The sequence below is a fragment of the Paraburkholderia sp. HC6.4b genome (genome assembly GCF_014200875.1).
GTDB classification, from domain to species: Bacteria; Pseudomonadota; Gammaproteobacteria; order Burkholderiales; family Burkholderiaceae; genus Paraburkholderia; species Paraburkholderia tuberum.
Genome location: NZ_JACHDC010000017.1, coordinates 26,566 through 39,965, shown reverse-complemented (window position 1 = coordinate 39,965; position 13,400 = coordinate 26,566). Strand labels below are relative to the sequence as shown.

Here is a 13,400-nt window from a genome sequence, read left to right as displayed (position 1 = left end):
GTGGGCGTCGGGATTATTCGTAATCCGCGAGGTTGAGCTTAAAGAAGTCGCGAGCGTTCCCGAAGAAGATTGCATCCTTCTCTGCTTTCGACAGCCAGTCGAAGCTTTCGATATACGGCTTGATGTCGTCGAAAGTGCGGCCGGTGTCCGGGTTGATAGCCGAACCCACGCCCGGGCACTCAGCGCCGAACATGCAGCGGTCAGCGCCAACCGTCTTGATCAGTAGACGCAGCGATTCTTCGGAGTAGAGCACGGTGTCGTAGTACAGATTTCGCATGCCCTCGAGGAAGTTGCGGCCGGCACGCGAGGCGCCCGACTGGAAACGGCCGATCTGGTAGGGGATCGAACCGCCGCCGTGCGACACCATGATCTTCAGATTCGGAAAGTCCTTGAAGACGTTCGAATTGACGAGGTTGAACACCGCGATCGTTTCTTCGTTAATGAAGTGAACGGTGTACGGCGAACGAGCCGACTGCGAGCCAGTAGCGTGGATGTGCGCCGGTACGTCGAGTTCGCACAGTTTCTCGTACAGCGGGTACCAGTAACGATCACCGAGACCGGGGGCTTCGACGCCGCTGTTTTCGAATGGGTCGGGATTCAGCAGTACGCCCTTGAAGCCCAGTTCCTTGACGCAGCGCTCCAGTTCCGGCAGCACGACCTCGATCGGGTCGCCCGACACTTGCGGCAGGCCGCCGACTCCGATGAAACGCTTCGGCAGCAGCTTGACAGTGCGCGAGATGATGTTGTTGGTTTCTTCCGTGAACCAGTGCACGAGCTTGCCCGGCTTCTGGCTGTGCATCATCTGGAACGGACGCGGCGACATCAGCTGGACGTTCGTGCCGACGCGGTCGAGCATGTCGAGGTGGCCAACCGGCGCCATTTCCTTCTTGTTGGCGTAGTGCAGGATTTCCTCGTCGGTCACCTCCGGCATCTTGCGACCGTGTTCGCCCCGATGCGACAGAATGTGTGCCTTGTAGACCCACAATTCTGCGGGTGCGCTGACGTGACCGTGGCAATCAATAATCACTTACGTGTCTCCTTGATTAACGTGATGGTGGGTGCCCGTAGGCACACGGGTGTTTGTTACAGATCGAGGACGAGACGATCGCCCTTGCAGCCAGAACAGCAGATAATCATCGTCTTGTTCGAAGCCTTTTCGGGCTCCGACAGAATGGCGTCGCGGTGATCCGGCTCACCTTCCAGCACGCGGACTTCACATGCACCGCATACGCCTTCTTCGCACGAGTATGAGATCGGTACACCGGCTTCGCGCACGACGTTGAGAATCGTCTTGCCTTGAGGGACGGTGAGCGTCTTGCCGCTCTTACGCAGTTCAACGACGTAGTTGCCATCGAGTGCGGCTTCGTGTTTGGCACTGAAGTACTCGACGTGGACTTGTTCAGGGGGCAAAGTCGAGCAAGCCTTTTCGAATGCTTCGAGCATCGGGCCGGGGCCGCAGCAATAGAAATGGGCCGACGCCGGCTCCCGCTTCACCACGTCTTCGATATTCAGAAACGTGCCGACTTCTGCGTCGACGTGAACGAGCGAACCTTCGAACGTCTTCAATTCTTCAGCGTAGGCGACGTCAACCCGGTCTCGGCACGAATAATAGATACGCGGCGACTTTCCGATTTCCTTCAGGCGACGCGCCATACACAGAATAGGCGTGATCCCGATACCACCGGCAACCAGAATCGTGTGCTTAGCGTCTTCGTCGAGGGGGAAGTTGTTGCGCGGGGTTTCGACCTGCACGAGGTCGCCGACACGCATCGTTTCGTGGATGTAGCGGGAGCCACCACGCGACCGCGGGTCGAGTTTGACGCCAATCACGTACGAACGCTGCGTCAGGCTATTGCTGGACTCAAGGAGGGAGTACTGACGCGTCAATCCGTTCGGCAGGATCAGTGCGACGTGCGAACCCGCGTCAGCGGCGGGCAGACGCTCGCCCTCGGGGTCTTCAAAGGTCAGAGCCAGCGTGTTGCGCGCTAAATATTGACTCGCCGTCAAGCGCAGAGTCATCACTTCATTAAGTTCAGTCATCTCACCTCCAAAATCATAGAACGCGCGGAACCCTGCGAATGGGGGGCAGGCATCACACATCACGCTTCCTCAGTCACCAATCATTGAAAGTTTCTTGCCAACCGTTTGACGCGTAATTCTTTTTTGCATATTATTTCGTCTGAGCGGGAAAAAGTCAAAGACAGGCGACATCACATGGGGTATTCCCTAGGGAGGAGAAATGATTGCAGTTTTGACCACCAACGGTGGAACCGTTACGCACGGTGATGGCGCGGCAACGACGCTACTGGTTGCTACGATTCGCGGCATGCTCGTATTCGAGCGTGAAGACGCCAGTGCCCCGTGGGATCTCACGCGCACGACGCTGGAAGATCGCCACGTGAGCGCGTTGCTCTATGTTCCGGGTGCGGGCCTGTTGTTCGCGGGCGCACACGGCCAAGGCAGTCTCGTGGTCTCGAAGGACTTGGGCCTGACGTGGGAACCAGCCAACAATGGCCTGAAGAGCACGCATATTTATACGATGGCGCAGCAGGAGCGCGACGGGAAGACCGTCCTGTTCCTGGGCACTGAGCCGTCCGCGCTTTATCGCAGCGACGATCTGGGTGCTTCGTGGGTCGAAATTCCCGAAATGATGACGGTGCCGGACCAGGACAGGTGGACGTTCCCGCCGCCCCCGCATATCGCACACGTCAAGAATATTTCGTTTCACCCGGCCGAACCCGAAACGCTTTATGTCTGTATTGAACAGGGCGCGCTTCTCAAGACTACCGACGACGGCAAGACGTGGAACGAGCCGCGGTCGTACGAATCGGAAAACGACAAGTTCTACCACGACAACCACCGCGTGGTGATCCGCCCGTCGAATCCGAAACAGATCTTCATGTGCGGCGGCGAAGGCCTGCACTACAGCGCAGACGCTGGCGAGACCTGGGTTCACCTGATGACGCGTCAAGACCTTATCGGTTATCCCGACGCCATGTTTATCGACCCGCGCAACGAGAACGTTTTGTATCTCGGTGGACCGGGTAACGCACCGCGCGATTGGGGCGCCCGTAAGTCGGCGAACGCAACTGTTCTCAAGAGCACCGATGGTGGTGTTACCTGGAAACATATGCGTGACGGTCTGCCCGAGGAAATTATCGGCAACATCGAGGGTATGGGTATGTACCGGTGGGATGACAAGATCATGCTCATCGCCGGTACGGCAACGGGCGAAATCTATGCGACGGAAAACGACGGCGAAAGCTGGTACGTCGTCTCCGAAGACGTTCCGCCGATCTCGAAGGGCGGTCACTATCGCTGGTTCCTCGACGCCAAGGAACGTATGACCGTCGAAGATCGTTATGGTCGCAACGAACACTGAGCGATATCTAAGCAAAAACCATTCTGCACGCCGGCCACGTTCCGGCGCACCAAGTCCTCCCAGGAGAATGTCTTGAGCCGTATTAACAGCCGCGAGGAAGCCCTCGATATTGCCCGTGGTTTGCATGACGCGATTCGTTCACGCGTCAAACAGACCGAAAGCGACCGCGTGGTGCCCAAAGAAACGATCGATGCACTGCGCGAAACGGGTCTTTTCAACATCATCACACCGAAGACGTTTGGCGGTTCCGAACTAGGTTTCACTACGCTCGTCGAAGTTACGGCAGAAATCGCATCGGCCTGTGGCTCGACGGGTTGGGTTTTCGGCGTTCTGGCGGGTCATAGCTGGATGTTGAATCTGTTCCCGTTGCAAGCACAGCAAGACGTGCTTGGCAAAGGCCACGTATTGACGGCAACCGTGTTCCGCTTGGGCGGCACGATTACCGAAGTCGACGGCGGCTACAAACTCGTGAACGGCGACGGTCGCTTCTGTTCGGGTATCGACCACGTGCAATGGGTCATCATCGGAAACGCCGTGCAGCGTTCCGATGGGCCGCCTGAACCGCGCTTTTTCGTGATCCCGCGTTCGGATATCGAAATTGTCGATGACTGGCACACGGCTGGCCTGCGTGGCACCGGTAGCCGCACGATCAAGGTCGCGGAAGCGTTCATCCCGAAACATCGTTCGGTGTCGGTCAAAGACATGATGACGGGCAACGTCGAAGGCGCTGACGCAATGCGTGCCCCGATCTACCGGATGCCTTTCCAGAACGTCACGCCGTTCTCGCTCATCGGCGCGCCGCTGGGCATGGCACGCGCAGCACTCCGTTCGTTCGCTGAGGGTTTGGCGCCGCGTCTTCAGGCAATGCCGGCCGCTCAAATGGCGGAACAGTCGGCTACGATCGAACGCCTGGCACACGCGACGGCAGATCTCGACGCGGCCTACGCATTGATTCTCGAAGACACGCGCCGCGTCGATACGGCAGAAAGTGCAGAGTCACTGACGGCGCTCGAATGGTCACGTATACCGCGCGACTGGGCGTATTCCGCTCAAACCGCTCGTCGCGCCGCCAACAGTGTCTTCGAAGCTGCCGGCGGCACCAGCATTTACAACGCTTCGGAGCTCCAACGTATCTGGCGCGACGTCAATTCCGCCGCCCAGCACTTTGCTTTCACGTGGGATTCGGCGCTGACGGCATTTGGTCGCCATGCGCTCGGCCTCCCACCTTCGCAGTTCGGTCCAGGTCCCAAGAAATAAGGATGAGCCATGAACGTGGATGATATTCACTCGATCGAAGATTACTCACCGCAAACGCTGCGTGAACTGATCGGGCGCGTGGAGAAGTCGAGTACGTTCGAGCACATGATTTACCGCGAATCCGAGCTCGATGAAGTCTGGCGGCTGCTCGATAACGATATCGTCGCTGCTGCACGGCAGGGCTCGAATGTGCGGGAAGTGCAGAACCTTGCTGCTCTGCGCAACCTGATTGTCGAAGCGCACGATTTCATTGGCAACGACAGCAACACCGTAGACGCGCGTGATCGATTGCTGAAGGCCGTCGAACTCGTTTAACGCTAGTGGGAGCGCATTTATCTCCCGCGCATATTCACAGATAAACAAAATCTAGGAGCAAACCATGCTTTCCCGCGAAGATAACGACGTTCTGACCCAGGTTGGTAAAGGCACGCCGAACGGCGACATGATCCGCCAATTCTGGATTCCGATGATGCTGGCGTCCGAAATCAGCGAGCCGGGCGGCAAGCCCGTGCGGGTGCGTCTGTTGGGCGAAGACCTTGTGGCGTTCCGCGATAGCGACGGCAAGGTTGGCCTGCTCGAAGAACAGTGCCCGCACCGTCGTGCGTCGCTCGCGCTGGGCGACAACTCGGACGGCGGCCTGCGTTGTCTGTATCACGGTTGGAAGTTCGCCGTCGATGGTCGGTGCATGGACACTCCGACGGAGCCGGAAGATTCGAAGCTGTGCTCGCGTATCAAGGCAGTGGCGTATCCGACTCGAGAAGTCGCTGGCGTGATCTGGACGTACATGGGCGATCCCGCGAAGGTTCCCCAATTCCCCGACTTCGATTTCCTATCGTACCCGGCGGAAAAGGTTGTTGCGTTCAAGGTACTCGAAGACTGCAACTACGCCCAAGCCGTCGAGGGCACGATCGACTCCGCACACGCAGGCGTCCTGCACCGTGAACAACCGTGGGCAGCGCCGGCCAAGTACGAACACGAACGCGATCTGCGTCCGAAGATCGAAGTCGAGTACACGCACTACGGCCTGCGCTATGCAGGCGTGCGCAATTTCCGTGAAGAAGGCAAGTTGCACGCCCGCGTCACGCAAGTGATCCTGCCGTTTTTCACGCTGATTCCGCCCGATGGATTCGGCGTGCGCAAGAACCGTCGCATGGCAAATGCATTTGTTCCGCGCGATGACGAATCGACGTGGCATATCCAGTGGTTCTTCGACGAAACGCAGCCTGTCGATATCGAATATCGTATTCAGGAAGGCGGTCACTGGCTCGATGAAAACTTCCGCAAGGAGCTCAACATCGACAACTGGTACAAGCAGGATCGCGAGGCCATGAAGACGACGTCGATGTCGGGCATCAAGGGCATCCTGACGCAGGACCACGCAGTCAGTGAAACTCAGGGCCGCATCCTCGACCGCACGAAGGAACACCTCGGCACATCGGATGTCGCGGTCGTTGCATGGCGTCGTCAGATGATCCGTGCGGCTCGTGCTTACTCGGAAAGCGGCGAATTGCCGAGCGTGTTGACGACCACGATTCCGTGGAATGAGATTCACGCTTCGACGGTGATTTTCCCGAACGACCGTACGTGGAAAGAAGAAGTACCCCTCAATCCGGAAGTCGCTCTGAAGGCCTGAGGTCCACATGATCGTCGATAGTCACGCGCATGTTTCGCCTCATTGGTATGAGCCTGTCGAGACGTTGATCGACCAAATGAATGAGTATGGCGTTGATATGGCCATTCTCACTCAGATGATCGGACAGACGGATAACCGATATCAGCAAGACTGCGTCAAGCGATATCCGGGCCGTCTGTCGAGCGTGGCTTGGGTTGATGTCGAAGCCCCGGACGTTGCAATGACGATCGAAAACCTCGCAGCCGGTGGCGTGTCGGGTATTCGGCTTCGCCCCTCCTCGTGTCTTCCGGATGGTCGTCTTCCGGAAGCATGGCGTGCAGTCCAGGAAACTGGATTACCCGTCAGTTGCGTGGGGTCGGCGGAAGCATTCAACGCGCCGGGGTTTATCGAACTGGTTGCGAGGTTGGCAGGGACGACCATCGTCCTCGAACATCTGGGTGGCACCAGCATGCCCGTCACGACAGATGAGCAGTTAGCTATTCGTCGCCAGGTGTTCAAGCTCGCCGCCTTTCCGAATGTCATGCTCAAGGTTCCGGGGCTCGGCGAATTGATGCCTCGCGACCCGAAAACGTGGCATCTGGGCCGTCCCTTCGGGGACGCGGCGTCGCCGCTTGTCCACGAGGCGGTAGCCGCATTCGGCGCGAATCGCCTGATGTGGGGTTCCGATTTCCCAGTCGTGAGTTCTCGCGAGGGCTACGGGAATGCATTGGATCTCACCCGTATTGCACTCAATGGATTACCTGATGAGGATCTCAACGCGATCTTCGGTGGTAACGCACTTCGCGTATTTGGGAAACTCTGAGATCGAAAACGAGCAGGAGACAAACACATGACGAAGAAGGTACTGGCAGCAGTTAAGACGGATGTCGAAACCACGGAAATTCGTGAATTCGATTATCCGACTGTCAAGCCTGAAACCGGAATTCTGCACATCGAAGCGAGTGGCGTAGGTGGCAGCGATCCCGAGCTCTACCGCAAGGCCGGCCACGTTCCGGTCATCATGGGCCACGAAAACGTCGGGACCATCGAAGAAGTCGGTGAAGTCGCGGCCAAGCGTTGGGGCGTGAAGCCCGGCGATCGCGTTGCTCTGCACGAATATCTCCCGTGCTGGCACTGCGAATGGTGCATGAAGGGAGATTTCCGTCTGTGTATGGACGTCGATTTCTTCAATGTGAAGGATCGCCTGAATACCGATCGGTTCGGCATGTCCACCGCCAACAAGGCACCGCATTTGTGGGGTGGCTACGCACAGTATATGCATCTGCCGCTCAACACGGTGTTGCATAAAATTCCGCAAAACATGCCGGCAACGCACGCAACACTGGCAGTGCCGTTCGGTAACGGCGTGCAGTGGGCGTGTCTCGACGGCGGCGCAGGTCCCGGTAAGGTCGTACTCGTCTGGGGACCGGGCCAGCAGGGCTTGGGCTGCGTGCTGGCGGCAAAGGCCGCAGGCTCATATACGGTGATTCTGGCCGGCATGACGCGCGATCAAAGTCGTCTCGATCTGTCGCTGCGCCTGGGCGCCGACTATGCAGTCAACGTCGAAACGCAAGAGCTCGAAGCCGAAGTGATGCGTATCACCAAGGGTCGGGGCGTGGACGTCGTGGTTGATACGACCGGCGACCCCAAGGGCGAGATCGTCAAGCAGTCGATCGCACTGGCGGCAAAAGGCGCCTATCTGAGCCTGAACGGCCTGGAGCAGCACGTACCGATCGGCGAGATCAAGAAGCGCTATCTGACGGTTCGTGCACCGCGTGGCCGTAGCTACGCAGCGGTCGAATTGGCACTGCGCTATGTAGGCTCAGGCCGCTATCCGATCGATGAAGTGTGCTCGCACACGTTCGGCCTGTCGCAGGTGCACGACGCAATTCTGGCCACCGCAGGTCGGGGCATTCAAGGTGCGATCCACGTGTGCGTGGACCCGTGGAAATAATGCCGCAGATCATTGGTTAAATTGAATTTAATAGAGGTAACGTCATGATTGACAGCCACGCACACCTTATTTCGACCGACCGCGAGAAATATCCGCCGTCGCCGCTGAGCGGCGTTCTGGAAGAAAACGCATTCGACAATCCGGTAACGGCTGAGCGCTTGATCGACTTGCTCGGCACATTCGGTATCGATAAGGCGCTCGCGGTCCAACGCGCGCACCTCTACGGCTTCCACAACGACTACGTCGTGGATTCCGCACAGAAATATCCGGACCGTCTGCGTTCGCTGTGCATGCTCGACGCACTGGCACCGAACGTCGAAGAAACGGTGAAATACTGGGTCGGCGAGCGCGGCTCGGTCGGCATCCGTCTGACGGAACCGAAGAAAGGTGCAGACAGCAGTTGGTTCGCTTCGACGCAAGCGCGTCGTGCATGGGCAGCAGTGACGGATCTCGGCGGCAGCGTGCGTCTGCACTTCTACCGCTGGAATCGTTTGGCAGCACTCGAAGCGCTTCAAGACGTGGTGACGGAGTTCCCTGATACGCCGGTTATTCTTGACCACTTTTCAAATATTGTCGGCGAGGGCCCGGGACCGGATTACGGCGTGGATGAAGCACTGCTGAAATTCGTCGACAGTCCGAACGTCTTCTTGCTTTATTCCATGATCAACCTCGGCAAGTTGAAAGCGCTCGAGCTGCCGTCCGCGCCGGTTGTCGAGCGTGTGGTGCGCTCGTTCGGTGCCGATCGTGTGATGTGGGGTTCCGACATCGCTCAATCGAAGGGCGACTACAAGGACATGGTCCAGCTGGCGAAGGACTCCGTCTCCACCCTGTCGGCTGAAGATCAGCGCAAGGTGCTGCATACGACGGCTGAGCGCGTCTACTTCAGCTAATGAAGTTGCAAACATAAACGGCGTTCTGACTGGAACGCCGTTTACGCGCATTTCAGGGTTATCCCGAGTCATGTCGCGCGAAGCAACGCGATAAGATGCCATGAATACTGAATTGAATACTATTTAGGATGCCAGTCCGGTTGAGTCACAGAGGTCGCATGCGCAAACTGGCAGGTCTATTGTGTCGCACCTTGTTCCGATTTATCCGTTCTCGATTCCTTTCTCAGGAGACTGACAATGAAATTCCTCCGGAACTGCTGGTATATGGTTGGATGGTCGAGCGAGTTTTCGGCTACTGATATCGTCCCGTTCACGGTGATGAACGAGGCACTGGCGCTCTACCGCAAGGAAGACGGCACGCTCGTAGCACTCGAAGATCTGTGTCCGCACCGCCTGGTTCCGCTGTCGGTCGGCCGTAAGGAGGGTGATGAACTGCGCTGTATGTACCATGGTCTGAAATTCTCCGCCGACGGACGCTGCACCGAAATCCCGGGCACCGATCGTATCTCGTCGAAGGTCTGCGTTCGTAGCTACCCGATCGAAGAAAAACATGGTGCTGCATGGGTTTGGATGGGTGACGCTGCAAAGGCTGATCCCGCGCTGATTCCGCCGATCGAAGGTCCGGACAGCGCTGTCTTCGCGATGAAATGCTCGAAGAAGGTATGGAAGGGGAACGCGGAAATTGTCGCTGACAACTTGCTCGACCTTTCGCACGCACCGTATGTTCACGAAGCGACGTTCGGTGCCAACAACAAAGTGTCGCTCAAGATTCAGAAAGATGGTGAAGCAAAGCGCGGCATCGATACGGTCGAGCGTGGCGTCGTTGCTGACCGCTGGCACCTGGGACGTCAGTCGAATCCATACTTCGGTGAAATCCCTTCCGACGACAACGTCGTCAGCACGTTCCTCGTGCCGGGCGTCTTCATCCTCAAGATCCATTCGTACGCCCCGGGCGTTCAGGATCGTCTCGTCGATGGCAGGCCCACAGAAGAGCCGATCTTCCGCCGTTGCACATGCCAGATGATCACGCCGATCAACGATACGGAATCGATGTTCTTCTACAACTTCGGTCCTGATCACGAGCATGCCGATCTGGCAGATCACGCTTTCGCGATCGCCGAAGCCGCATTCGCTGAAGACAAGGCAATCATCGAGACGCAGCAGGCAACGATCTCGAAAACGCCGGGGCGCAAGATGATCATGTTGGTGATGGATCAACCGGTGCTGCGTTACAACGAAATCTACAACGGTCTTCGCTCGGCGGAAGAGGCTGAGCGAGCCGCTGCTGCCCCCGCAGCCTAGGTAGATCGAACCGCGCTGGTATGTTTTCTGAGACACGAGGAATAACGAAAATGGAATTGAATTGGACCGAGCCCCGATGGGATGACCAGGCCGATATGGTTGTTGTCGGCTACGGCGGCGCCGGCGCGGTGTTTGCGCTTGAAGCTGCTGAGCAGGGCGCCGACGTGCTCATTCTCGAAAAGGGTGCGCAGGGCGGCGGCAACTCGGTCTGCGTCGCGGGCGGTCTGATCATGACCTCTGTCGACGAAGAAGAGTCGTTCAAATATCTGAATTGGCTGTGTGGAGGCCAAACTGATGAAAGCGTTCTTCGCCATTTCGTGTCGAGCCTCAAGAACATACCCGCCTGGCAGCACAAACTCGAATTGCCGCTCAAGGACAACCCGCAGCCGTTCTCGGCACCGGGATTTTTTCCCGAATTCCCGGGGGCTCCCGGCGGGGAAAGCATCAAAGGTATGAGCGTCGTCGCCGCACCGGGCGGAGCTGGCCTCTGGAATGCGATCTCCGCACAAGCGGAGAAGGCGGGTGGCCGCGTCCAGTGCAACACTCGCGTCACCAGGTTGGTTCAGCACCCGGCCACGAAACGGATTCTCGGTGTTGAAGCCGAACATGACGGCAAGACGATCGCGGTGCGTGCTCGCAAGGCAGTCGTGTTGGCCAGTGGCGGCTTCGAGGCGAACGACGCCATGTGCAAACAATTCCTGACTGCTTGCCCGATCTACTTCCTTGGTAGCCCGAATCTGACCGGCGACGGCATTCGAATGGCGCAGGAGGTTGGCGCGCAACTCTGGCACATGAACGCCGTAGCGGGCCCCCTGAACATGGGCATCAAGACGAAGGAAGGCTACGTCTATGTGACTTACGACCTGAACAAGGTCGCGGGCTTCGGCTATAAAAGCGGCGCCTTCAAGGACGGCGGCAGTCTGTTGTGGGTCAACCGCCAGGCGAAGCGCTTCCATAACGAAACGGTGGACACGTCGGTTGTCCAACATGGATTGGCCAATCGCGATACCTGGTTGGCAACGACGCCGGGCACCCCGGAATTCACGAACGTGCCGGCATTCCACATTTTCGATGAAAAGGTGCGTGCGGGCGGTGCGGCAATGACGACGCTGAATTCGCGTGTGCCGCCATGGTCGCAAGACAACCTCAAGGAAATCGAAGAAGGCCTCGTCATCAAGGCCGATACGCTTGAAGAACTGGCGTTGAAGTGCCAGTGGCCGGAGATCCAGGGTGTGTGCAAGGCCGGCCGCCTCGATCCGGCCGCACTTCGCGAGACGGTTGAGCGTTACAACGATCAGTGCCGCAACAACCTTGATCGCGATTGCGGGCGCGAAACGTTCCTCGTGCCGCTCAACGATGAAGGCCCGTACTACGCGATCGGGCCAATGCTCCCGACCTATTTGAACACGCACGGCGGTCCGAAACACGACGCAGGTCAGCGTGTTCTCGATCATCAGAACAAGCCGATTTCCGGTCTTTATGCAATCGGAGAATGCGGATCGCTATGGGGACCGTATTACAACTCGATGGGCGATATCGCCGAGTTCATCGTATCTGGCGTGACGGCGGCAAAGACCGCACTCGCCGATAGTGGGCGGGAGAAGGGCGCTAAATAGTTGTACGGATAATTAGCAAGGAGACACCGTAGTGAGTGAGATCGCAGATGTACAAACGAAGTTGGCCCCCGCCGACAACGTGGAAGATTCAAAGACGACCAAAGGTGCATGGTGGATGCTTATCGTTTTGACGTCCACCTACGTCATCTCGTTTATCGATCGGGGCGCGCTTGCTCTCGTTGTCGGACCGATTAAGGAAGACCTCGGAATTTCCGATCTTCAGGTCAGTTTGTTGCTTGGCCTTTCCTTTATGTTGCTGTATAGCATGCTCAGTATTCCGATGGGCATTCTGGTCGACAAATACCAACGGAAGACGCTCCTCGGCGGCGCGATCATGGCATGGTCGGTGGTTCAGATGCTTTGTGGTCTGAGTACGACCTATCTCCAGTTGTTCTTCACACGTGTTGGTCTCGGTGTTGGTGAATCGGCGCTAGCACCCGGATCGCAGTCGATGATTCGTGACGCATTTCCGCCGCATCGTCGCAGTATTGCTTTCGGTATCTACAATATCGGTCCGATGTTGGGTACTGGTTTGTCCATGGCTCTCGGTGCCGTCCTGTTGAAGGCAGCTTCTGCAGGCGCATTCGATACACTACCTGTCGTCGGCGGCATGAAGCCCTGGCACTTTGTACTGCTGGTGCCGGGCATCATTGGGGTTCCGTTCGCGATTCTGCTTTGGCTGCTGCGTGAGCCGCCCCGTCGTTTCCAGACCGATATTTCCGATGTGACGTACAAGCAGACCATGTGCTTCGTCTGGAAGAATCGTGGCGTGTATGTTCAACTCTGGGCTGCGATTTGCCTATACGGTATTGCCATTGGTTCCCAGATGGCATGGCTTCCGGAAATCATCGCTCGCACGCTACATGTTGCCCGTCCGGAAATCGGTAAGGCGATAGGCGGCGTTGCACTGCTCGCTTCCCCACTCGGTCTCCTGATTTGCGGCGGAATCGCGGACCGGTTGCGCAAGCGCGGCATGGTCGATGCGCCTGTTCGGGTAGCGGCAGTCACAACGGCAATCGCCGCAGTCGTTACGGCATGCTTCCCGCTCGTCCATACGATGAGCGCGGGTATCGTCCTCTACTTCGTCCAAATGTTCATGTTTGCGATGTTCGCGGTGGCAGGCGGTGCAACGAATGCCGAGTTCACGCCGGGTAACATGATGGGCAAGATCACCGCCCTCTATTACTTGATCACGAATCTCGTCGGGTTGGCACTCGGCCCTACCGTGGTGGCGCTCGTTGCTAAATTCTTCGACGGTGCGAATGCACTTGGCGCCTCGTTCGTCATCTGCTACGTGGTCTCCGTGGCATTGGCAGTGATTCTGCTGATCCGTGTCAGCGGTGCATTGCGTCGGCCAGTTGTGCAATAACTCGTCGTCGCGTCGGGG

Annotated in this window: 12 protein-coding genes; 10 read left to right on the top strand and 2 right to left on the bottom strand. The window is 57.7% G+C overall.

Annotation, left to right across the window (positions count from 1 at the left end):
* Positions 1–13: 13 nt before the first annotated feature.
* Positions 14–1,027, bottom strand: a complete 1,014-nt coding sequence (locus HDG34_RS24475) for an amidohydrolase family protein (protein ID WP_027197812.1) — start codon at positions 1,025–1,027, stop codon at positions 14–16.
* A gap of 56 nt (positions 1,028–1,083) precedes the next feature.
* Entirely contained in the window at positions 1,084–2,040 is a 957-nt protein-coding gene (locus tag HDG34_RS24470; RefSeq protein WP_184062825.1) for a PDR/VanB family oxidoreductase, read from the bottom strand.
* 199 nt (positions 2,041–2,239) lie between these two features.
* Between HDG34_RS24470 and HDG34_RS24465 the strand changes: the two genes are divergently transcribed.
* The 10 genes from HDG34_RS24465 to HDG34_RS24420 all read left to right on the top strand — a co-directional run bounded on the left by HDG34_RS24465 (position 2,240) and on the right by HDG34_RS24420 (position 13,382).
* Positions 2,240–3,382, top strand: coding sequence for a glycosyl hydrolase (locus HDG34_RS24465; RefSeq protein ID WP_184062823.1), 1,143 nt, complete (start codon positions 2,240–2,242; stop codon positions 3,380–3,382).
* 72 nt (positions 3,383–3,454) lie between these two features.
* Positions 3,455–4,639, top strand: a complete 1,185-nt coding sequence (locus HDG34_RS24460) for an acyl-CoA dehydrogenase family protein (RefSeq protein WP_184062821.1) — start codon at positions 3,455–3,457, stop codon at positions 4,637–4,639.
* A gap of 9 nt (positions 4,640–4,648) precedes the next feature.
* On the top strand, positions 4,649–4,954 hold the full coding sequence (locus tag HDG34_RS24455) for a hypothetical protein (RefSeq protein ID WP_184062819.1): 306 nt from the start codon (positions 4,649–4,651) through the stop codon (positions 4,952–4,954).
* Positions 4,955–5,018: 64 nt separating this feature from the next.
* Complete coding sequence (locus HDG34_RS24450; RefSeq protein ID WP_184062817.1) at positions 5,019–6,272, top strand: Rieske 2Fe-2S domain-containing protein; 1,254 nt, start codon at positions 5,019–5,021, stop codon at positions 6,270–6,272.
* Positions 6,273–6,279: 7 nt separating this feature from the next.
* Positions 6,280–7,074, top strand: coding sequence for an amidohydrolase (locus HDG34_RS24445; RefSeq protein WP_184062815.1), 795 nt, complete (start codon positions 6,280–6,282; stop codon positions 7,072–7,074).
* 27 nt (positions 7,075–7,101) lie between these two features.
* Positions 7,102–8,205, top strand: a complete 1,104-nt coding sequence (locus HDG34_RS24440) for a zinc-binding dehydrogenase (RefSeq protein WP_184062813.1) — start codon at positions 7,102–7,104, stop codon at positions 8,203–8,205.
* Positions 8,206–8,249: 44 nt separating this feature from the next.
* On the top strand, positions 8,250–9,095 hold the full coding sequence (locus HDG34_RS24435) for an amidohydrolase (RefSeq protein ID WP_184062811.1): 846 nt from the start codon (positions 8,250–8,252) through the stop codon (positions 9,093–9,095).
* A gap of 237 nt (positions 9,096–9,332) precedes the next feature.
* Positions 9,333–10,397 carry an aromatic ring-hydroxylating dioxygenase subunit alpha gene (locus HDG34_RS24430; RefSeq protein ID WP_260321311.1) on the top strand — a complete coding sequence of 355 codons (1,065 nt, stop codon included), beginning with the start codon at positions 9,333–9,335 and terminating at the stop codon, positions 10,395–10,397.
* Positions 10,398–10,417: 20 nt separating this feature from the next.
* Positions 10,418–12,013, top strand: coding sequence for an FAD-dependent oxidoreductase (locus HDG34_RS24425; protein ID WP_260321310.1), 1,596 nt, complete (start codon positions 10,418–10,420; stop codon positions 12,011–12,013).
* 31 nt (positions 12,014–12,044) lie between these two features.
* Complete coding sequence (locus tag HDG34_RS24420) at positions 12,045–13,382, top strand: MFS transporter (RefSeq protein ID WP_184062809.1); 1,338 nt, start codon at positions 12,045–12,047, stop codon at positions 13,380–13,382.
* Positions 13,383–13,400: the final 18 nt, after the last annotated feature.